Source organism: Halalkalibacter sp. HAAS-P013, assembly GCF_056619925.1.
In genome coordinates, this window is the sequence record NZ_JBWQTU010000003.1 from 22,016 (window position 1) to 43,711 (window position 21,696).

Consider the following 21,696-nt stretch of genomic DNA (forward strand, 5'->3'; position numbering starts at 1 on the left):
GGAGACTTAGGTTGATTGTCTAGCTATTTAAAGTTAATCTGCAATAACAAGCTCGATATTATAGTCTTGAGCATATTCTGTGTATTTATTCGCAGGAACAGAGTCTGTAATTAGAACATCTATTTCCTGTATATCACAATAAGTCATTACAGCATGCTGATCAAATTTATTGTGATCAACTAAAAGAAACACTTCGGAACTTCTTTCTACAACTGTACGTTTGAGATCGCTTTCAAGTGGGCTCGAATTTGTTACTCCATTTTTTATAGAAACACCAGCAGAAGCCATAAATGCTTTGTTGATATTATGTGATTTCAGAATATCCTGTTTAATGAAACTAGCAAATGATTTGGTCTTGCGTTCTAGTACACCACCAGTTGAAATAACATTTAAATTTTCAAATGGAAGAGCGTGAATGATGAAATCAAGATTATTCGTAATGATCGTCAAATCAAGTGTTTTTATAAACTCGACTATTTCAAGTGTTGTTGTTCCTGAGTCGATAAATATAACATCTCCATCTGCTAAATAACTAGCGGCTTTTTTGGCAATCAGTTGCTTTTGACGCAAATTGCGTGTTTTTCTATCTTGAAAAGGTTCAAGTCGTGTTCGATTTACACTGACTCCACCATATACTTTTTTATACTCGCCGGATTCAACCAATTCTTGTACGTCTCGCCGAATGGTATTTTTCGAAACGCCAAAAACCGTTACCAAATCATCCAATGCAACCGTTTGATGTTGATTAATATAGTCAGAAATTTGATTAATGCGTTGTGATTTTAACATATTATACCAGCCCTTTATTTAAGAGAAATTGAATAGGGAGTATATTCCCTTGGGTTTTTGCAATGTAACCATTGTCGTTCTTGATTTTCCAGTAAAAGAATTCATATGAAAACTTATTCATATTATATCAACATTTAATCAAAACATCACCATCAAATTTTCAGAGAAATTACAAATGGTGTCAACTTTTTATAATTAGTTAGTAACCGTTTTCATAACGTGGTAAAATAACAATATAATACTTTGTTTTGACAAAGGTTTTGGATTTACTTATAATAATCTATTACTCTCATGACAATCATCGATAGCAAGAAAAATACGACCAAAAATACAGACATTCCCAGTAAAACGTTTTTACAGTGGAAGGAAGGTGAGGTGCTATAAAAATATGAAAATGAGTGATGTAGCAAAACTTGCAAATGTATCAGCAGCAACAGTTTCAAGGGTACTAAGTCATCCGGAGAAGGTTAGTGCTGAGACAAGACAAAGAGTTATGGATGTCATAAATAAAGTCAATTACAAACCTCATATTGTTGCAAGACAATTTAGAACACAAGAAACGAAAATCATCTTAGTTGTTGTGCCCGATATTACGAGTGCCTTTTTTTCAAAAGTATTAAGAGGTATTGAGCATATAGCCCTGGAAAATGGTTATCAAGTAATTTTAGGGGATACAGAAAACGATATTGAGAGAGAAGATAGTTATATTAATTTATTGTTGCAGAAACAAGTGGATGGAATGGTACTGTTAACAGCTCGTCTAAATAAGAGCAAGCTAGAAGAATTAGCTAGTGAATTTCCATTAGTACTAGCATGTGAATATGTAGATGGTTTGAATGTTCCTACTGTTTCAATCGATAATGTAAGTAGCGCTCGTAAAGCAACCGAGCATTTAATTCAATTAGGTCATTCGAAGATTGCTCACATCACAGGGCCCATTAGTGTTATCTTAAGTCGAGATAGGTTAAAAGGATATAAACAAGCAATGATTAGTAACGATTTAGAGGTCGATCCTGCATATATACAAGAGGGAGAATTAAGTTTTGAATCTAGTTATAATCAAACTTTAAAATTGTTATCGTTATCAACACCACCTACAGCTATATTTGTTTTTAATGATGAAATGGCCATGGGCACAATTAAGGCAGCTAAAGATAGTGGATTAAATGTGCCAAGCGACTTAGCGGTAGTAGGTTTTGATAATATAAAAATGTCATCAGTATTTGAACCTAATTTAACGACGATTGACCAACCGAAGTATGCAATTGGTAAAAAAGCGATGGAGTTGTTGCTAAAATTAATAAATGGTGAGCCTCTGAAAAAGAAGAAATTTGTTATGAAAGATGAATTAATAATAAGAGAATCTAGCCATATTGAGTAAATAATTGAAAAAGTGATCTGTGGTGTCTCAAAGGTCTGTTTTGACCTTTTGAGACACCACAGAAGCAATGAGCGGAGTCGCTACATCTTTTAAGAGCCTTGAGAGGAGTGGGTTACAAAAAACAGCCATTTACAAAGAAAACTAAATAATATAAAATAAAATAAGAAGTATTTTCAGGTACTTTTTTGTAAGCGGAACAAATACTGATTTTTTTTGATAGTCAGTGTAATCGTTTTCAGTTATTAGCTTGAAATATGGGAGGTGAGTTTAATAATATGAAGATGAGTGATGTAGCCAAACTAGCGAATGTTTCACCTGCTACAGTTTCGAGGGTACTTTGTCACCCCGAACTCGTAAGCAAAGAAACAAAGCAAAAAGTCATGGATGTAATCAACCAGGTTAATTATAAGCCTCATGCAGTTGCAAGGCAATTTAGGACGAAGGCAACGAAAATCATCCTTGTCGTTGTCCCGGATATTACAAGTGCCTTTTTCTCTGAAGTGCTTAGAGGTATAGAGCACGTTGCCGTTAGTTGTGGGTACCAAGTAATTTTGGGTGACACTGAAAATAACATTGAAAGAGAAGCGGAATATATTAACCTATTATTTCAAAAACAAGCTGATGGAATGATTCTTTTAACTGCTCGCTTAGATAAGCGTAAATTAGAGGAGATCTCTGAGCAGTACCCGCTTGTACTCGCTTGTGAATATATGGATGGATTGAATGTTCCAACAGTTTCTATTGATAATATAAGTAGTGCAAGAAAGGCTACGGAACATTTAATTCAATTAGGACATACTAGGATAGCACATATTACAGGTCCAATAAATATAGTCCTTAGTCGAGACCGATTAAGGGGGTATAAGCAAGCGATGATGAGCCATGATTTAGAAATTGATTCAGCATATATTCAAGAAGGAGATCAAACATTTGATTCTGGTTATAATCAAATGCTGAAACTATTGGCACTAGAAACCCCACCTACTGCAGTTTTTGTTTTCAACGATGATATGGCAATGGGTGTAATAAAGGCAGTAAAGGGTTGTCACCTAGATGTACCTGAAGATATCGCGGTCGTCGGTTTTGACCATATAAAAATGTCATCAATACATGAACCGAACCTAACGACGGTTGCCCAACCAAAGTATGACATAGGAAAAAAAGCGATGGATTTATTATTAAAACAAATAAATGGTGAAAAAATGCTCAAAAAGAAAATTGTAATGAAGGATGAACTAATCATTGGCGAGTCCTGTGGATCGAAATCCAACACTTTAAAGGCTTTAGAAAGAATTTAGGACCGTGCAGATCTTGAAATCGATTGCAGTCATTTTCGAGATATCAACTTAGTTATTCATCATAAGTAAGAAATACTTTTAATGAAAAACCCTTATATAATTATGTTATTATTTGTAGGCTATTGATAAAAGAATCAATGAAAACCCAATATTTTAAAGGGCTAGCATGGTAAAATTAACATTAAAAAAAAGTAAAAAAAAAACTAGAAAAAGCATTTACAAAAAAAACTGAATACTATAGAATGAGTATTGTAAGAGGAAGTCAAAACTTAATTGAATGTAATCGATTTCAGTGCGGTTGCAAAAATTCAAGTTTCACTTCTAGGAAATGTATACGGTCTCGGTTGTGGGACGGCTACAGGTCCAGCGAATTCTAGAAACCTAAAAATTAATAGAATTTCTGGGGAAAAGGATTGGCGCTACCTATTTTGAAAAGGATTTCATTGTGGAATACGATGAAATTAACTATATAGGTGCTGGTCCATCTTAAAAGGGTAGCAAAAAAATTATAGAAGCAAATATTGAGAGGAGTAATTACTATGTCAAATGCAGTAACTGTACAAAATCTTAAAAACTATATTGGAGGTCAATGGGTAGAATCAACTTCAGGAAAAACAGATGCGGTTCCAAACCCAGCTACAGGTGAAATTATTGCGCATGTACCGATCTCAAGTCGTGAAGATGTAGATCAAGCAGTAGAAAACGCAGCAGCGGCATTTAAAAAGTGGGGCAAAACAGCGGTACCTCGCAGAGCTCGTATTCTATTTAAATACCAACAATTATTAGTAGAAAACTGGGAAGAATTAGCTCGTCTAGTAACACTAGAGAATGGTAAGAGCTACAGTGAAGCATACGGCGAAGTTCAACGTGGAATTGAGTGTGTTGAGTTTGCAGCAGGAGCTCCTTCATTGATGATGGGTAAGCAATTACCAGATATTGCAACAGGAGTTGAATCAGGAATGTACCGTTACCCAATCGGAGTAATTGGTGGAATTACACCATTTAACTTCCCGATGATGGTACCATGCTGGATGTTCCCACTTGCGATTGCGAGCGGTAACACATTTGTATTAAAGCCATCTGAGCGTACACCATTACTTGCAAACCGTTTAGCTGAATTATTTACAGAAGCAGGTCTTCCTGACGGTGTGTTAAATATCGTTCATGGTGCACATGATGTTGTTAATGGTCTTCTTGAACACCCAACAGTAAAGGCGATTTCATTTGTAGGTTCTCAACCAGTAGCAGAATACGTATACAAAACAGCATCTGCTCATGGTAAGCGTGTTCAAGCGTTAGCTGGTGCAAAAAATCACTCCATCGTTATGCCAGATGCGAATTTAGACGGTGCAGTTAGCCAAATTATGAATGCAGCGTATGGTTCAGCTGGTGAAAGATGTATGGCAGCTGCAGTTGTAGTAACTGTTGGTGATGTAGCAGAGCCGTTCATGGAAAAATTAGTTGAAGCAGTTGATCAGATTACAATTGGTAATGGAATGGAAGAAGGAGTGTTCCTTGGCCCAGTTATCCGTGACTCTCATAAAGCAAAAACTGAGCAATACATTGAGCTTGGTGAAAAAGAAGGTGCTACTTTAGTTCGTGATGGACGTAAAGATGCAGCGAGTTCAGGTGCTGGATACTTCGTTGGACCGACAATTTTTGATCATGTAAATACAGAAATGACCATTTGGAAAGAAGAAATCTTTGCTCCTGTTCTATCAGTCGTACGTGTGAACACACTGGAAGAAGCAATTGAGTTAACAAACCAATCAGAATTTGCAAATGGTGCGTGTATTTATACAGATAGCGGAAGGGCTGTTCGTCAATTCCGTGAAGACATCGACGCGGGTATGCTTGGAGTAAACTTAGGTGTTCCAGCTCCAATGGCGTTCTTCCCATTCTCTGGTTACAAAAAATCGTTCTATGGTGATTTACATGCGAATGGTACAGATGGGGTTGAATTCTATACACGTAAGAAAATGCTAACGACTCGTTGGTAATTAAATGGAGGTACTAAGCATGGATGCTTAGTACCTTTCCTTTTTAAAAATGGAGTGATAAATTGAGTACTCATATTTCAAACAAAGAGAAATATATCTTTTTACTTGTTTCATTTATGATTTGGTTTCCACATTTTATCTACCTTCCAATATTGTCCCCCTATATGGAATCAATGGGTGGGACATATGTCTTTATTGGAATTGTGTTAAGTAGCTATGGTCTAATGCAATTTTTATTCAGGCTACCTATAGGAATAAGTTCAGATTTATTTAAGATACGTAAACCATTTATCATTTTAGGCTTATTAATAAGTACTGTTAGTTGTTTTATATTTGCACTAACAGATAGTTTAGGTTGGATTCTTTTCGCTCGTTCTTTAGCAGGATTATCGGTGGCAACATGGGTGGTTTTTGCCGTTTTATACTCTAGTTATTTTGCTGATCGTGAAGTTCATCGAGCGATGAGCAGTATTTCCTTTGTGGTTGTGTTAGCTCAACTGTTAGGTATGATTTTTAGTGGCTATGTCGTTAACGCGTGGGGCTGGCATGCTCCATTTTGGATAGGTGGAATAGTTGGATTGATAGGAATAGCACTCGCCTTCTTTATCTATGAACCGAAAGAGGGTGTACCGAAAGCTCCAGTAAGACTGCAGGATCTTACATCCGTTATGAGAGAACCACAACTTTTAAAGATCTCATTACTATCAATTTTAGCTCATAGCATTATTTTTACAACCATGTTTGGATTCATTCCCACGTATGTTACGAGCATTGGATTAGAGGCAAGGGATATTAGTTTAATTGTTTTTGCTTTTATGATCCCTCATGCTTTAGCTACCCTTTATTTAGGGAAATTTGTTGTACCGCGATTTGGAAAATGGAGATCATTAAAGTATGCATTTTTGCTAACCGCGTTATTTACTTTAATAACCCCTTTTGTGGAGTCGAAATGGTTACTTATCGTCGTGCAAGGAGTTAATGGCTTTGCACTTGGAGTGTTGTTTCCGTTGTTATTAGGGATGTCAATTGAATCAATATCTCATGAAAAAAGAGCAACTGCTATGGGGGTTTATCAGGCGGTGTACGCGATTGGGATGTTTTTAGGTCCGCTTTTAGCAGGTATTTTAAATTCAAGTTTTGGTATTGCGGCTGGCTTTTACTTTGCTGGAATGTTAGGTTTAATTGCGAGTGGTTTAATTGTTGTATGGGGAAGGAAAAAGTCCCAAAAACAAGTGGAAAAATATCAAATAAGCAGTTAAATAGAAAATCTTTTCACTATCTAAGGAGAAACTGGTCGCATCAAAAATGCAGCCGGTTTCTTTATTGTTTATACTTTTTGTGATACACATCACAGCAGAAATATCAGACTATTAGTATGATAAAAGCATAGAAAGAAAGATCTTCTATTTAGAAAACGGATTCAGGAGGAGATTACTAATGAGATTTAACATTCGTGGTGAAAACGTAGAAGTAACAGTAGCCTTAAGAGATTATATTATAAAAAAAGTAGATAAGTTAGAAAAATACTTTGACGAAATTATCTTAACAGAAGTTCAAGTAAAGTTAAAAGTATATGAAAAAGATACTAAAGTAGAAATTACTATCCCTTTAAAATCTTTAGTCCTTCGTGCAGAAGAACAACATGAGAATATGTATGCTGCTATTGACTTAATTGTCGATAAATTAGAACGTCAAGTTCGTAAATATAAAACGAAAGTAAATCGTAAACCTCGTCAGGTAAAAGCTATTAGCAAGAGTGAAACGAATGCAGTTCAACTGCTCGAACCAGAAGTGGAAACTTTTGACCAAGTAGAAATGTTTCAAGTTGTAAGAACCAAACGCTTTAATTTAAAACCTATGGATATAGAAGAAGCAATTTTACAAATGAATATGCTAGGACATCAGTTCTTTGTTTTTACAGAAGCAGAAACATTAGAAACGAATATTGTTTACCAAAGAAATGATGGAAAGTACGCTGTAATTGAGATTGACTGATATTCAACAATTAGAAGAAAAGCACCTTGAAATTAAAATCAAGGTGCTTTTTACAGTGGAGGCAAGGAGTATTTTATTTTTAGAATCTAGAGCCTTGTATTTGCTGTTCGGCCATTTGAACTAAACGTTTCGTAATTTCTCCCCCAACGGAACCGTTAGCACGAGCCGTTGAATCTGCTCCTAGCTGTACTCCGAATTCTTGAGCAATTTCAAGTTTCATTTGATCAAGTGCTTCTTCTACTCCTGGAACTAAAAGGTTGTTGCTGCTGTTGTTTTGTGTCATATCTAATCACCTCTTTATTAGTTTCGAGCTTAGTATATGAGCCACCTTAAATATTATACATAAGTTAAACATAGATTATATTTTACTGAAATGAAAGAACACTTTTTATCTTCATTTTACAAGAAATCATAAAACATTTTAAATCGATCGATGGTTGTGCACATCTTAGTAGAAAAACGTGATAAGATAGAGATGGACATTAAGTATGAAAAAACAGTATACATAAACTTTAAATTAAGGAGGGAATACATTGTCACTATTACGAACAATTACTGGTATTTGGAAAAGTCATGAAGAAACTGGCGAGAAACCAAAATTAGAAGGGTTAAATACACGTTACTATAAAAAGAGCCGTGAAGCTATGATTGACTATGTACATAAGATTGTAAATAATAACAAGTTGCCGAATTGGCAAGTTACAAATGTTGATGAAGAACGTGGAGAAGTCGTTTTAGAAAAGAAAGGTGTATCATCAAGCGTTATGGTTATCACCGTATTTAAAATTACACCAATAAAATCAGCTGTAGATGTATACTGTTCTAAACAAGGGGCTTTTGGGGATTTGGGAAGTAGTTATAAAAATATACTCGCATTTTTTAAAGCGCTTCATACAGAGGTGCAGCCAGAAGATCAGCGGTAAAAAAGTAAGGAAGGGGTGTTTCAAAAGGTCTGGTTTTGATCTTTGAGACATCCCCTTTTTTTACGATACGTCGTTTTTCTTTACGAAAGCCATTCTTTGCCATTTCCTACCGCGCCATCTCCATAACATTAATAAACCTCGTAGCCATTCATCTAAAGTAAAGGCAATCCATACACCAATTAAACCTAAGCCGAAATAAATTCCTAAAGTATAGGAAATTGTGACAGAAACACCCCACATTGAAAGAATCCCCATATAGACAGGGAAGCGAACGTCACCTGCTGCTCGCAATGAATTTATTACAACAAGATTAAACGCTTTGCCGGGCTCTAAAATGATTGTTAGTAATAGTAATAAACTACCTAGACCAATGATTGATTCATTTGAAGTGAATAAGGAGAAGATCGGTTTGCTTAAAAAATAAAAAAGAATAGCCATTGTAGCTGAAACGGTGATGGCTATTTTTAAACTTCTCATACAACGTTTGTAGGCTTCTTCTATTTTGTTGGCACCGACTTGATGACCGATTATTATTTGAGTACCTTGGCCAATTGCCACTGAGAAAAGTAGAATAAACATCATAATGTTTTGTGCATACACTTTCGTTGTTAAAGCCTCTGTCCCCATTGTCGCAATAAAATATGTAATCACTAATTGGGAGCCGGTATAAGAGAGGTGTTCTCCGGCTGTTGGAATCCCTATTTTTAATAATGACTTGACCTCAACCTTTGGAAACGTGCGTAAAAAGGAGAATGGAAGTTTCCCGTCTAAACGTTTATATAGAAGGTAAAGAAGTACAATGACTCCAATTGATCGACTGAAAACAGTTGCAATGGCAACACCCGTTACTCCTAAAACAGGGAAACCGAATGCGCCAAAAATTAAAACATAATTACCGAAAATGTTAACAATATTCATTCCAACAGTGACATACATAGCATCTCTTGTAAAACCATGACTTCGAATAATCGCGCCAATTGTCATTATGAGAGCTTGGACAAAGGCGAAACCTCCGACGATTCGTAAATAAGTTACAGCGCTATCCATTAATTCTTTTGGCAAGCTCATTAATCGTAAAAATGCCTCACTAAAAAATAGAAGGATAATACTTAATAACAGGCCAATTACCACATTAGCAACAAGAGAGACAACGGCTAGCTGGCTAGCTTTCTTCTCCTTTTTAGCTCCTAAAAATTGTGCAATTAAAATGCTTGTGCCAGTAGCAATAAATCCAAACATAACGATGATAACAGACATAAGTTGATTGGAAACTCCTACTGCTGCTACGGCATCATCGGAGTATTGACTAAGCATAAGTGTATCGGCATTGCCCATGATCATATGAAGCATAATTTCAATAAAAATAGGCCATGTAATGGCAAAAAGAGTTAAATTACGTTTTGTCTGTTTCGGTTTATTTGTTTCAATAACGATCATCCCCTTTAATGAGTTCCCCAGCCGGTCTATTAAAAGAGCCTAATGTTCTTTAAGCATCGTAACCACTCCTTAAAAATCAATTTATACAAAATAACAATAATCTTTCGAATTCAAAAACAACATACTAACAATAGCAGATGAAGTCAAGCGTTTGCGCAGTTTTGTGCAATAAGTTAAAAAATGTAAAATGATTAAACATCTACTTTTTTAAAAAAAAGTATTGTCATTTAAGAATTAGCGTTTTATAATGAAACCAACCAAGTGGAACCGTTTTCAACTAACAGTTCTTTTTTTATAGATAAATGCGCAATCGCTTGCGCTATTAATGCAAGAGGTTTGCATTACTTTTAATATAACTTAAATCTTATTTGTTAAACGATGCAATTTGTATCTTATTTTGGTAAATGATAAGCAAAGGAAAACAACTATTAGAATTCATGAATACCAAAATCCATAGGAAACTTAATTCTAATGGGAGGTGAAAAATCAAATCACAGGTAGTAGCAATTATTATGAAATTAATTATTTATAAGGGGGACAAATAAAATGTTCAAAAAAACAAAGTACGTAACTGCAGTATTAGCTTTGACTTTAGGACTTGCTGCTTGTGGAGCACCTGCTGAAGAAGCTCCAGAAGAAACAATTGATGAAGGAGGCGGCGCTGGTGAAGAAGCAATCGATTTTGAAATCGTACCTGAAGAAGGCGCAGAGTTATTGTTATGGAGTGACGGTGACGAACAGCTTATATGGGCTGAAGCAATGGCTGAGAAATTCGAAGAGGAATATGGAATTCCAGTACAAGTTGAGGAAGTAAACCAAGAGGATGCACCTGAACGTTTAGCAACAGATGGTCCTCAAGGATTAGCGGGCGACGTATTTGCTTCTACTCATGACCGTATTGGACGTGCGATCTCTGCCGGATTAGTTCTAGAAAATTTCTGGCCAGAGCAATATGAAGAAGAGTTTATGGAAGCGGCTATTACTGCTACATCATTTGACGGGGAGCTTTACGGTTACCCATCTGGTATTGAAACGTATGCTCTTTACTACAACACAGATTTAGTAGAGGAAGCTCCTGAGACAATGGATGAATTGTTTGAAGTAGCGAAAGAATTAACAGAAGGCAATCAGTACGGGTTTATGATGGAACCTGAAAACCTTTACTTTACGTATGCATTTCTTGGTGGGTATGGCGCGTACGTCTTTGGTGATGAAGGGACAAACCCAAATGATATTGGTTTAAACAATGAAGGTGCTGTCCAAGGTACAGAAGAAGTACTAGTTCGTATGCGTGATGAATTACTTCCTGGATTTCAAAATGAAGATATTACTTATGATGTTCGAACCGCTTTATTTGAAGGTGGAGATTTAGCATTTGATATTAACGGACCGTGGGCTGTTCGTGGATATGAGGAAGCAGGGGTAAACTTCAGCGTTGCGCCACTACCGGTACTTGACAATGGAGAAAACCCTACTAGTTTCTCAGGTACTCGTGGCTTTTATGTGAACGCATATACGGAATACCCGGATGCAGCTTCATTATTGGCTCAATTCATTACAAATGAAGAAAACTTATTACAGAACTATGAGTTGACTGGTGCATTACCTCCACGCTTAGCATTAGTAGAACATGAAGCGATTCAAAGCAACGAAATTTCAGTTGGTTTCTTAGAGCAAGCAACACATGCTGTTCCAATGCCAAACATTCCAGAAATGCCTCTTGTTTGGGATCCAATGGCAGCGGCATTTACAGAAATTTGGAATCGTGATGTTGATGTTCAAGAAGCATTAGATCGAGCAGTGAATACAATTGAACGAGCAATTCAGGAACAACATCAATAATAGAACCAGTTTAGAAGGTATAGCAATTCGATGAAAGGCCTTCTATAAAAGCAGAAAAAATGAATGGATCAGTGAGTGTGGTTTATAGGAAAATCCCCTAAACCGCCTCACTGTTTATCCTCGGTGAAATTATGAAAGTTTACTATTCCAGTTGAAGGGGGAATAAGTGTGTCGACAAATCTAGAATCTCAAGCGTCCCATAAAGACAAAAGCCATAGCAAAATCGCCGCTTTGCTATCTGTTCTCTTTATGGGACTTGGACAAATGTACAACAAGCAATATTGGAAGGGTATTAGTTGGGCCTTGTTTGAACTTATCGTTTTACTTTTCTTTATTAAACCGATTGCAAGCGGATTGCACGGCTTAATTACGTTAGGAGAAACGCCTCAAGTAAGACAAAGAGGTCGTATCGTCGACCCAGGTGATCATTCGATCTTGTTAATGGCTGAAGGGCTAATGTTGTTAATCGTGCTTATAGCAATATTGGGTATTTATTATTTAAGTGTTCGTGATGCCTATTTAGTTGGGAAGTTGCGTGAGCAAGGAAAGAAAATCATGAATTTCAAAGAATCAGTCCGTAATCTTTGGGATAATGGGTATGCCTATATTCTGATCACACCTACAGCGATTTGTATGATCTTATTAACGGTCTTTCCGCTTGTATTTACCGCGTTAATTGCTTTTACTAATTTTTCTTCCCCGAACTATTTACCTCCAAGGGCTTTAGTTGATTGGGTTGGGATTGAGCAATTTGTTCGTTTGTTCACGATGGAATCTTGGAGAGGAACGTTCCTTGGTGTTTTCTCGTGGACGATTATTTGGGCTATATCATCTACATTAATCGTAGTGTTTGCCGGTCTTTTTGTTGCCGTTGTGTTATCGCAAAAAGTCGTGAAATACACAAAATTTTGGAGAAATATTTACATTATTCCTTGGGCTGTACCTGGTTTTGTCAGTATTTTAATTTTTAGAAATATGTACAATGGGCAGTTTGGGGTATTTAATGATATGCTGCGCGCCGTTGGGTTAAATCCAATTCCGTGGTTATCTGATCCGACATGGGCAAAAATAGCCGTATTAATGACAAATCTTTGGTTAGGGTTTCCGTTTTGGATGGCACTATTTACAGCTGTCCTTACAACGATTAGCAAAGAGTTGTATGAAGCAGCTGAAGTGGATGGAGCGAGCATTGTTCAACAGTTCCGTAAGATCACATTCCCGATTGTAATGGTAGCTGCTGTTCCATTAATGGTCTTTACCTTTGCGTTTAATTTTAACCAGTTAACCTTTATTTATTTAATGACTGAAGGTGGACCAATGAACGCCAATTATAATTACGCAGGTCATACCGATATTTTATTATCATGGATCTTCAAAATGACATTAGATAACGGTCAATATGCGATTGCCTCTGCTGTTGCCCTAGTGGTCTTCTTGATCATTGCTGGGTTTGCGTATTTCAATTTACGAAATACAAAATCCATGAAAGGGGATGTGTAAGAAAATGCTTAGTTCGAAAGCTAAAAAGTCAATCAACTACTTTATCGTATATAGTATTTTGGTCGCATTAGTGATCATTTGTTTATTCCCGGTTTATTTCATTTTCATTGGATCAGTCAACCCTGGTTCATCTCTACATTCATCACAAATATTTCCTAGTCCTGCCGATTGGAATTGGGGACATTATAAGGCCTTATTTGCGGAACATGATTATTTAACGTGGTATAAGAACACGATGTTCATTGCTATATCAAATATGCTTATCTCGACAACATTTGGTGTTTTCTCTGGGTATGCTTTTTCCAAATTTAAGTTTGCAGGGAAGAAGCAAGGGTTAATGGCGATCATTATTTTACAAATGTTCCCAACAATTATGGGGATGATTGCGATCTACACGTTGCTTGGAGCATTCGGTCTTTTAGATACTCACCTTGGTTACATTTTAGTATTAGCTGCTGGAAGTGTGGCCTTTAATACTTGGATTGTAAAAGGGTTCTTTGATGGAATTCCAAATAGTTTAATGGAAGCAGCTCGTATCGACGGTGCATCGAATACAGATATCTTTGTGAAAGTCATGCTTCCACTAGCAACACCGATTATCGCATTTGTTGCCTTTAATAGCTTTATTGGAGCAAGTATGGACTTTATTATGGCAGAAGTTATTCTTCGCTCTAGTAGTAATTGGACATTAGCTCAAGGGTTGTTTACATTAGTATCAGGACAAGCAAATAACAACTTTACCGTATTCGCAGCGGGAGCTGTATTGATTTCAATTCCTCTTATGGTGTTGTTCTTTGTGTTCCAACGCTATATTGTGGAAGGGTTAACGGCTGGTGCTGAAAAGGGATAACGACAAAGAAGGTGTTTGGTCTTGTTTGGACGATTTAAAATATTATCAATTATTTTAATGGTGCTTGCCATAGGGTTGTTTCTATACTCTGCATTGTTACTTTGGATTGTGACAACAACATAGAATCATCGAATGTGATGAGGCATTATCTGTCTAAGGTTGGATGAGATAATGCCTTGTTCATTTATTATTTGAAAATCTATGGATTGTGTAAAGAGTATGTAAGAGCTAGAATAAAAGAGACAAAAGGGGTAGGGAGGTGGATACCGATGGCGGTCACCATTAAGGATGTCGCTAAGCGGGCTAACGTAGCACCGTCGACGGTATCTCGAGTTATTGCAAATAGCTCGCGGATTAGTGAAAAAACGAAAGAGCGTGTAAGAGAAGCAATGAAGGAATTGGGGTATCATCCAAACTTTAACGCTAGAAGTTTAGCTAATAAAAGCACGAATACGTTAGGTATTGTTATGCCAAATTCAGCAAAAATTGCATTTCAAAATCCGTTCTTCCCAGAGGTTATTCGGGGAATTAGCACAAAGGCTTATCAAGAAGGCTACGGGCTTTATTTATCAACAGGGCAAACGGAAGAAGAGATTCTTGAAGAAGTAAAGCAAATGGTATATGGGGGTCGAGTAGATGGAATCGTACTCCTTTATTCAAGAGTGAATGATAAGGTTATGCCGTTTCTTATCGAACAGAACTTTCCATTTGTGTTAATAGGCAGACCCTATAATATGAATGAGAATGAAGTTACGTTTGTGAATAATGACAATTTTAAAGCAGCGAAAACAGTAACTGAATATTTAATGTTATTAGGCCACGAAAGAATCGGGTTTATCGGTGGAAATCTAGATTATGTTGTTACAATTGACCATATGAAAGGGTATGAGCAAGCATTAACTAATGCTCATATTCCGCTAAGGCAAGATTATATTGTCCATCACGAGGAAGTTAAAGAAGGTGGGCAAGATGCGGTTATTGAACTTATGTCCATAGAGGAGCGTCCGACAGCACTTATCGTTGCAGATGATATTATGACTTTTGGAGTACTTAGAATGCTTGCAGATATGAATGTGCATGTTCCAAAAGATATCTCTATTGTCAGTTTCAATAATGTCATGATTTCTGAACTATCTTCACCAAAGATGACAACAGTTGATATTCATATTTATGAATTAGGATTTGAAGCGACAAAATGCTTAATTAATAAAATAAAAGAGCCTGAAATTGGCGAAAGAAAAGTCATTGTTCCACACAGACTAATTAAAAGAGAATCTTGTAAATATAATTAGCAAGTCATCAAATTCTGCTTTAAAGGTGAATTATTCCAATAGGAGAAGGGGATACTTTGAATAGAGCCTGGTGGAAAAAGCAATTTGTATTTAGAGTATAGGAAGAGTTATTACGAACAGATGGTAAAGGGGATTAGTGTAGATTCCCATTTTCCATCGGTCCGGCTATTTTCATAATGCCGGACATCAATATAATGTTACTCAGACCTCAAGAATTGATGAATTAAGTAAAAGTCATATAAGGTTATGAGTTTGTACACCAGTGCAAGCGATTGCATGAATTTAATGATTTTAGGGGGAGAAAAAATGAAAAAATCATGGTGGAAAGAAGCAGTTGCATATCAAATTTACCCTCGCAGCTTTATGGATTCAAATGGCGATGGAATTGGTGATATCCAAGGAGTTATTTCAAAACTTGATTATTTAAAAGATCTAGGGATTGATGTCATTTGGATTTGTCCGATCTTTAAATCTCCGAATGATGATAATGGATACGATATAAGTGATTATCAAGATATTATGGAAGACTTTGGAACAATGGAAGATTTTGATCAGCTTCTCGAGGAAGTGCACAATCGAGGGATGAAGTTAATATTGGATCTTGTTATTAATCACACATCGGATGAACATCCTTGGTTTGTTGAATCTCGTTCCTCTAAAGATAATCCGTATCGTGATTATTACATTTGGGATCCGGGAAAAAATGGAAAAGAGCCGAACAATTGGGAATCAATCTTTGGTGGTTCCGCTTGGGAATATGATGAGAAAACAGAAGAATATTTTATGCACGTTTTCTCCCGCAAGCAGCCTGATTTAAACTGGGAAAACCCGAAAGTTCGTCATGATTTATATGCTATGGTTAATTGGTGGTTAGATAAAGGGATTGATGGATTTCGCGTAGATGCAATTTCTCATATTAAGAAATTAGAAGGGTTTCCTGACTTACCAAATCCGAAGAAAAAGAAGTATGTACCTTCTCTTGACGGCCATATGAATCAAGAAGGGATTCATGTTTTTCTAGAAGAACTGAAAAACGAAACGTTTAATAAATATGATATTATGACTGTTGGTGAAGCCAATGGAGTAAAGGTCGATCAAGCAGAAGAGTGGGTAGGAGAAGACAACGGGTGTTTTGATATGATTTTCCAATTTGAACACTTAGATCTCTGGGGGAAAAGTACAGAGGGAGGTTTAGATTTACCTGCTTTAAAGGAAACGTTGACAAGGTGGCAAAAAGGTCTTGAAGGCATGGGATGGAATGCCCTGTTCTTAGAAAATCACGATCAACCGCGCTCGGTATCAACATGGGGGAACAGCGAAAAATATCGTGAAAAATCAGCTAAAGCATTAGCGACAATGTATTTTCTGATGCAAGGAACCCCGTTCATTTACCAAGGACAAGAGATTGGGATGACAAACGTTAAATTTGATTCCATTGAGGATTATAATGATGTTGCTATTAAAAATCTCTATCGAAATGAAAGAGAAGAAGGAAAAACTCATGAAGAGATTATGAAAGTGATTTGGAAAAACGGTCGAGATAATTCAAGAACCCCTATGCAGTGGAATAATCAAGAAAATGCAGGTTTTACAACGGGTACCCCTTGGTTAAAAGTGAATCCAAATTACAAGTCAATCAATGTGCAACAATCGATTGGTGATTCGCATTCAATTTATCATTACTACAAGAACTTAATTCAACTTCGTAAAGAAAATGATGTGTTAATTTATGGAGAATATGATTTAGTTTTAGAAGAGCATGAACATGTATATGCCTATACTAGAACGTTAGACAATGAATATGTGTTAGTAATTGCAAACTTATTTGCAGAAAAAACTTCGCTTGTATTACCAGACATTACAGGTAAATCATTGGAGATAAAGCTAAGTAATTATGAAGTGAAGACTGACGTGAATGTGGGAGAACTTGAATTACAACCATATGAAGCAAGAGTATATAAAGGAAGAATATAACAGATCAACTTATATATAATATAGAGGTTGTCTCAAATCAAGTTTTCCCCCATAGGTGGGCAGACTCTGTGAGACAACCTCTTATTTTTTATGATGTTGATTAGCAAACGTAAATTGAGGACAAATAAATGTAAAAAATATAAAATTAAGAATGAATATTAATGCAATCGGTTGCGCAAGTTTTGAATCTATGATATTTTATTGATAGATAAGGAGGAGTAATCATGAAAAAAACTTGGTGGAAAGAAGCGGTAGCTTATCAAATTTATCCGCGTAGCTTTATGGACTCGAATGGGGATGGGGTTGGCGACATCCAAGGTATCATTTCAAAATTAGATTATTTGAAAGCACTTGGAATTGATGTGATTTGGATTTGTCCAATCTTTAGTTCGCCTAACGATGATAACGGTTACGATATTAGTGACTACAAAGGAATAATGGCTGATTTTGGAACGATGGAAGATTTTGATCAGCTGCTTGAGGAAGTACATAAGAGAGAAATGAAATTAATCCTCGATCTTGTTATCAATCATACTTCTGATGAGCATCCTTGGTTTATCGAATCGCGCTCATCAAAAGACAATCCGTACAGAGATTACTATATATGGCATAAAGGAAAGAAAGGGCAAGAGCCAAATAACTGGGAGTCAATTTTTGGAGGTTCGGCTTGGGAATATGATGAGCGTACGGAAGAATACTTCATGCATGTGTTCTCACGCAAACAACCTGACCTGAATTGGGAGAATCCAAAGGTGAGAAATGAGCTTTATGACATGGTTAATTGGTGGTTAGATAAAGGAATTGATGGATTTCGTGTAGATGCGATCTCTCATATAAAGAAAGTCGCTGGTTTTCCTGATTTGCCTAATCCAAAGAAAAAGAAGTATGTATCATCACTCGATGGACATATGAATCAAGAGGGGATTGAAGTTTTTCTCGAAGAGCTAAAGCGAGAAACATTTGATAAGTATGATATTATGACGGTCGGTGAAGCCAATGGAGTAAAGGTGAATCAGGCAGAGCAATGGGTCGGAGAAGACGATGGTTGTTTTGATATGATCTTTCAATTTGAACATCTAGATCTCTGGGGCAAAAGTACAGACGGGGGGTTAGACTTACCTGCTTTGAAAAAAACGTTAACAAGGTGGCAAACAGGTTTAGATGGAATGGGGTGGAACGCCTTATTTTTAGAAAATCATGATCAGCCACGTTCCGTTTCAACTTGGGGAAATAGTGAAAAGTACCGTGTTCAATCGGCAAAAGCATTAGCGACGATGTATTTTCTGATGCAAGGAACCCCGTTTATTTATCAAGGTCAAGAAATAGGGATGACAAATGTAAAGTTTACTTCTATTGATGATTATAATGATGTCGCTATCAAAAATTTATATCGAAATGAACGAGAAGAAGGCAAGTCACATGAGGAAATCATGGAGGTTATTTGGCAAAATGGCCGAGATAATTCAAGAACACCAATGCAATGGAACAATGGTGAAAATGCCGGGTTTTCGACAGGAACTCCTTGGTTAAAAATTAACCCGAATTATCAAGATATAAACGTTGAACAATCAATAGAAGATTATTCTTCGATTTACCATTATTATAGGAAGCTTATTCAACTTAGGAAAGAAAACGATGTCCTTATTTATGGAAGTTATGATCTTGTCCTTGAAGACCATGAACAAGTATATGCTTACACTAGAACGATGGATGATGAGCTGTTTCTCATTCTTACGAATTTATTCGATAAGGAGACAGAGGTTAAGTGGCCAACGAGTCTAAGAGGAAAAAATAAAGAGTTATTGATTAATAATTATAAAGTAGATTTGAATGAAGAGCTTTCCAATATAGTGTTAAAACCATATGAAGCAAGAGTTTATAAACTAAAATAGTATGTTTCACCGTTCTGTGCAAACGGTTGCTCGGACGGAAGGGTGATGATTAATTGGGGGAAAAAGAAATGAAAATCACATCGTTTGATTTTTGGCAAAAGTTTGGGAAGGCCTTAATTGTGGTGGTAGCTGTTATGCCAGCTGCGGGTATTATGATTTCATTAGGTAAGATGATTGCGATGTTTGAAGTGGATTTGGCTTTTGTTCAAACGAGCGCTGTAATTTTAGAAGAGCTAGGTTGGGCAATTATTGGGAATATGCATATTTTATTTGCAGTCGCAATTGGAGGGTCTTGGGCGAAGGAGCGTGCAGGAGGAGCATTTGCTGCTCTAGTTGCTTTTATTTTGATTAATCGTGTGACAGGTGCTTTTTTTGGAATTAATAGTAGCATGCTAGGAGATCCTGATGCTACCGTAACATCCATTTTTGGCAGTGAATTAATTGTACAAGATTTCTTCACAGATGTTCTTGGTGCGCCAGCTTTAAATATGGGTGTATTTATTGGGATCATTTCCGGTTTCTTAGGTGCAGTTATCTTTAACAAATACTATAATTATGATAAATTACCACAAGCATTATCATTCTTTAATGGAAAGCGCTTCGTTCCGTTTGTTGTTATTTTATGGTCAGTTGTGACCGCTTTAGTGCTTTCTTTAATCTGGCCAGTAATACAAGGGAGCTTAAATGATTTTGGTCGTTGGGTTGCTACATCAAGGGATACTGCTCCATTTCTAGCACCATTTATTTACGGTGCAGTAGAACGATTATTGCTTCCATTTGGTTTGCATCATATGTTAACGATACCAATGAACTTTACAAACCTTGGTGGTACATATACCATTTTAACAGGAACGAATGCAGGACAGATTGTTGCTGGTCAAGAGCCTCTATGGTTTGCATGGATTGCGGATCTGAATAATTTAAGAGCTGCTGGTGATATGGCCGCTTATAATCAGTTATTATCTGAAGTAACTCCTGCACGTTTTAAAGTCGGACAAATGATTCTTTCTAGTGCTGCTTTAATGGGGATTGCGATAGCGATGTATCGTAATGTTGATCCAGAAAAACGAACAAAATACAAATCCATGTTCTTTTCTGCAGGGCTTGCGGTATTTTTAACCGGAGTAACCGAACCAATTGAATTTATGTTTATGTTTATTGCACCAGTTCTTTATATCGTGTATGCCCTTATGACCGGGCTTGCTTTTGCTGTCGTTGATCTTGTTGATATTCGCCTTTCTTCTATGGGAATGTTGGAACTATTAACGCGTACCCCGATGGCGATTAGAGCAGGATTATGGTTAGATTTTATTAACTTCATTGTTGCTTGTGCCATATTTTTCGGATTGAATTTTGTTGTTGCTAACTTCATGATTAAGAAATTTAAATTTGCTACTCCTGGGCGTTTAGGGAACTATATTGATGAAGGAAGCGATCAAAGTACTCAAAAAGGCAATGCCAAACAACCTGATGAGTCTTTAGCTAGCTCTATTATTGCATTACTAGGTGGCAGAGATAATATTGAGGAAGTAGATGCGTGTATGACAAGACTTCGTGTAACGATAAAAGATATTAATGCCGTTGCCTCTGAGGAAGAGTGGAAGAAAAACGGTGCATTAGGATTGATAGTGAAAGGTAAAGGTGTTCAAGCAATCTATGGTCCCAAAGCGGATATTATTAAATCTGATATTCAAGACCGAATAGGAGCGTAATACATGAAGCTGTTAACATTAAATTGCCACGCTTGGCAGGAGGACAATCAGCTAGACAAGATAAAAACGTTAGCAAAAGCGATTAAAGAGAATTCCTATGATGTCATTGCTTTACAAGAAGTGAGTCAGTCAATTGAAGAAGAATTCATTGAAGGTGCTGTGAAAAAGGACAATTACGTTTTAGTGTTGCAAAACGAGTTAAGGGAACTGGGTGTTAGTGACTATGATTATGTGTGGGATTTTGCGCATATTGGATTTGAAGTATATGAGGAAGGTCTTGCCATCTTAACAAAACATAAAATTGAAAAAGGACACTCTTTCTTTATTACTCAATCAGATGATATGAATAACTGGAAAACAAGAAAAATTGTCGGTGCGACAATTTCTTACAACGAGGAGCCCGTTACTTTTTATTCTTGCCATCTTGGCTGGTGGAACGACGATGAAGAGCCGTATAAGAATCAAGTCGATTCACTTTATTCATTTGTTCGAAAGAATGAACGTTTCTTCTTAATGGGAGATTTCAATAATGATGCTAGCTTAAAAGAGGAAGGCTATGACTATTTACTTGGAAAAGGCCTATTTGATACGTATCAGCTAGCAGAGGAGAAAGATAAAGGTACAACTGTAGAAGGTAAGATTGCTGGCTGGGATCAGAACAAACGTGATTTACGAATTGATTATATTTTTACGAACACTCTAGTTAAAGTGAAAAGATCAAATGTGATTTTTAATGGAGAGAATCGAAAAGTCATTTCTGATCACTTTGGCGTAGAAGCTGAAATGAATTTCTAACAAATGAACTCAAACT

Annotated in this window: 17 protein-coding genes; 14 read left to right on the forward strand and 3 right to left on the reverse strand. The window is 36.6% G+C overall.

What is annotated here, in order from left to right; translation table 11 throughout:
* Nucleotides 1-33: 33 nt before the first annotated feature.
* Nucleotides 34-789 carry a DeoR/GlpR family DNA-binding transcription regulator gene (locus AC1FXP_RS06445; protein ID WP_480059566.1) on the reverse strand — a complete coding sequence of 252 codons (756 nt, stop codon included), beginning with the start codon at nucleotides 787-789 and terminating at the stop codon, nucleotides 34-36.
* A gap of 388 nt (nucleotides 790-1,177) precedes the next feature.
* Here AC1FXP_RS06445 and AC1FXP_RS06450 point away from each other — a divergent pair, with 388 nt between their 5' ends.
* From AC1FXP_RS06450 to hpf, 5 genes are all read left to right on the forward strand, one after another.
* Entirely contained in the window at nucleotides 1,178-2,170 is a 993-nt protein-coding gene (locus AC1FXP_RS06450) for a LacI family DNA-binding transcriptional regulator (protein WP_332630378.1), read from the forward strand.
* A gap of 275 nt (nucleotides 2,171-2,445) precedes the next feature.
* On the forward strand, nucleotides 2,446-3,468 hold the full coding sequence (locus AC1FXP_RS06455) for a LacI family DNA-binding transcriptional regulator (protein WP_480059568.1): 1,023 nt from the start codon (nucleotides 2,446-2,448) through the stop codon (nucleotides 3,466-3,468).
* A 539-nt stretch (nucleotides 3,469-4,007) separates the two neighbouring features.
* On the forward strand, nucleotides 4,008-5,468 hold the full coding sequence (locus AC1FXP_RS06460) for a CoA-acylating methylmalonate-semialdehyde dehydrogenase (protein ID WP_480059570.1): 1,461 nt from the start codon (nucleotides 4,008-4,010) through the stop codon (nucleotides 5,466-5,468).
* A gap of 62 nt (nucleotides 5,469-5,530) precedes the next feature.
* A complete protein-coding gene (locus tag AC1FXP_RS06465) occupies nucleotides 5,531-6,727 on the forward strand; it encodes an MFS transporter (RefSeq protein WP_480059572.1) in 1,197 nt (398 codons plus the stop codon).
* Between the two features lie 178 nt (nucleotides 6,728-6,905).
* Nucleotides 6,906-7,463, forward strand: a complete 558-nt coding sequence (gene hpf, locus AC1FXP_RS06470) for a ribosome hibernation-promoting factor, HPF/YfiA family (RefSeq protein WP_480059574.1) — start codon at nucleotides 6,906-6,908, stop codon at nucleotides 7,461-7,463.
* 79 nt (nucleotides 7,464-7,542) lie between these two features.
* Here the strand turns inward: hpf and AC1FXP_RS06475 are convergent, their stop codons facing one another.
* Nucleotides 7,543-7,746 carry an alpha/beta-type small acid-soluble spore protein gene (locus AC1FXP_RS06475; RefSeq protein ID WP_480059576.1) on the reverse strand — a complete coding sequence of 68 codons (204 nt, stop codon included), beginning with the start codon at nucleotides 7,744-7,746 and terminating at the stop codon, nucleotides 7,543-7,545.
* A 250-nt stretch (nucleotides 7,747-7,996) separates the two neighbouring features.
* Here AC1FXP_RS06475 and AC1FXP_RS06480 point away from each other — a divergent pair, with 250 nt between their 5' ends.
* Nucleotides 7,997-8,386, forward strand: a complete 390-nt coding sequence (locus tag AC1FXP_RS06480) for a hypothetical protein (RefSeq protein ID WP_250095177.1) — start codon at nucleotides 7,997-7,999, stop codon at nucleotides 8,384-8,386.
* 60 nt (nucleotides 8,387-8,446) lie between these two features.
* Here AC1FXP_RS06480 and AC1FXP_RS06485 read toward each other — a convergent pair whose 3' ends face one another.
* Nucleotides 8,447-9,823 carry an MATE family efflux transporter gene (locus AC1FXP_RS06485; protein ID WP_480059577.1) on the reverse strand — a complete coding sequence of 459 codons (1,377 nt, stop codon included), beginning with the start codon at nucleotides 9,821-9,823 and terminating at the stop codon, nucleotides 8,447-8,449.
* A gap of 546 nt (nucleotides 9,824-10,369) precedes the next feature.
* On the opposite strand from AC1FXP_RS06485, the gene AC1FXP_RS06490 reads away from it, so the two are divergent.
* From AC1FXP_RS06490 to AC1FXP_RS06525, 8 genes are all read left to right on the forward strand, one after another.
* Nucleotides 10,370-11,665, forward strand: coding sequence for a sugar ABC transporter substrate-binding protein (locus AC1FXP_RS06490; RefSeq protein ID WP_480059578.1), 1,296 nt, complete (start codon nucleotides 10,370-10,372; stop codon nucleotides 11,663-11,665).
* 168 nt (nucleotides 11,666-11,833) lie between these two features.
* Nucleotides 11,834-13,165 (forward strand): carbohydrate ABC transporter permease, encoded by a 1,332-nt coding sequence (locus tag AC1FXP_RS06495; protein ID WP_480059580.1) that lies wholly within the window; start codon nucleotides 11,834-11,836, stop codon nucleotides 13,163-13,165.
* Nucleotides 13,166-13,169: 4 nt separating this feature from the next.
* Nucleotides 13,170-14,015: a sugar ABC transporter permease gene (locus AC1FXP_RS06500; protein ID WP_480059582.1), complete on the forward strand. Its 846-nt coding sequence runs from the start codon at nucleotides 13,170-13,172 to the stop codon at nucleotides 14,013-14,015.
* Between the two features lie 269 nt (nucleotides 14,016-14,284).
* A complete protein-coding gene (locus AC1FXP_RS06505; RefSeq protein WP_480059584.1) occupies nucleotides 14,285-15,307 on the forward strand; it encodes a LacI family DNA-binding transcriptional regulator in 1,023 nt (340 codons plus the stop codon).
* 306 nt (nucleotides 15,308-15,613) lie between these two features.
* On the forward strand, nucleotides 15,614-17,281 hold the full coding sequence (locus tag AC1FXP_RS06510) for a glycoside hydrolase family 13 protein (RefSeq protein WP_480059586.1): 1,668 nt from the start codon (nucleotides 15,614-15,616) through the stop codon (nucleotides 17,279-17,281).
* Between the two features lie 224 nt (nucleotides 17,282-17,505).
* Complete coding sequence (locus AC1FXP_RS06515; RefSeq protein ID WP_480059588.1) at nucleotides 17,506-19,173, forward strand: glycoside hydrolase family 13 protein; 1,668 nt, start codon at nucleotides 17,506-17,508, stop codon at nucleotides 19,171-19,173.
* Nucleotides 19,174-19,241: 68 nt separating this feature from the next.
* The gene (locus AC1FXP_RS06520) at nucleotides 19,242-20,885 is read left to right on the forward strand and encodes a PTS transporter subunit IIBC (RefSeq protein ID WP_480059590.1); all 1,644 of its coding nucleotides are present in this window, start codon (nucleotides 19,242-19,244) and stop codon (nucleotides 20,883-20,885) included.
* Between the two features lie 3 nt (nucleotides 20,886-20,888).
* On the forward strand, nucleotides 20,889-21,680 hold the full coding sequence (locus tag AC1FXP_RS06525; protein ID WP_480059592.1) for an endonuclease/exonuclease/phosphatase family protein: 792 nt from the start codon (nucleotides 20,889-20,891) through the stop codon (nucleotides 21,678-21,680).
* The last annotated feature ends 16 nt before the right edge of the window (nucleotides 21,681-21,696 follow it).

Coding starts and splice junctions, on each gene's coding strand:
- AC1FXP_RS06445 (WP_480059566.1), bottom strand. CDS start 789: ATGTTAAAATCACAACGCATTAATCAAATTTCTGACTATATTAATCAA.
- AC1FXP_RS06450 (WP_332630378.1), top strand. CDS start 1,178: ATGAAAATGAGTGATGTAGCAAAACTTGCAAATGTATCAGCAGCAACA.
- AC1FXP_RS06455 (WP_480059568.1), top strand. CDS start 2,446: ATGAAGATGAGTGATGTAGCCAAACTAGCGAATGTTTCACCTGCTACA.
- AC1FXP_RS06460 (WP_480059570.1), top strand. CDS start 4,008: ATGTCAAATGCAGTAACTGTACAAAATCTTAAAAACTATATTGGAGGT.
- hpf (WP_480059574.1), top strand. CDS start 6,906: ATGAGATTTAACATTCGTGGTGAAAACGTAGAAGTAACAGTAGCCTTA.
- AC1FXP_RS06475 (WP_480059576.1), bottom strand. CDS start 7,746: ATGACACAAAACAACAGCAGCAACAACCTTTTAGTTCCAGGAGTAGAA.
- AC1FXP_RS06485 (WP_480059577.1), bottom strand. CDS start 9,823: ATGATCGTTATTGAAACAAATAAACCGAAACAGACAAAACGTAATTTA.
- AC1FXP_RS06490 (WP_480059578.1), top strand. CDS start 10,370: ATGTTCAAAAAAACAAAGTACGTAACTGCAGTATTAGCTTTGACTTTA.
- AC1FXP_RS06500 (WP_480059582.1), top strand. CDS start 13,170: ATGCTTAGTTCGAAAGCTAAAAAGTCAATCAACTACTTTATCGTATAT.
- AC1FXP_RS06505 (WP_480059584.1), top strand. CDS start 14,285: ATGGCGGTCACCATTAAGGATGTCGCTAAGCGGGCTAACGTAGCACCG.
- AC1FXP_RS06510 (WP_480059586.1), top strand. CDS start 15,614: ATGAAAAAATCATGGTGGAAAGAAGCAGTTGCATATCAAATTTACCCT.
- AC1FXP_RS06515 (WP_480059588.1), top strand. CDS start 17,506: ATGAAAAAAACTTGGTGGAAAGAAGCGGTAGCTTATCAAATTTATCCG.
- AC1FXP_RS06520 (WP_480059590.1), top strand. CDS start 19,242: ATGAAAATCACATCGTTTGATTTTTGGCAAAAGTTTGGGAAGGCCTTA.
- AC1FXP_RS06525 (WP_480059592.1), top strand. CDS start 20,889: ATGAAGCTGTTAACATTAAATTGCCACGCTTGGCAGGAGGACAATCAG.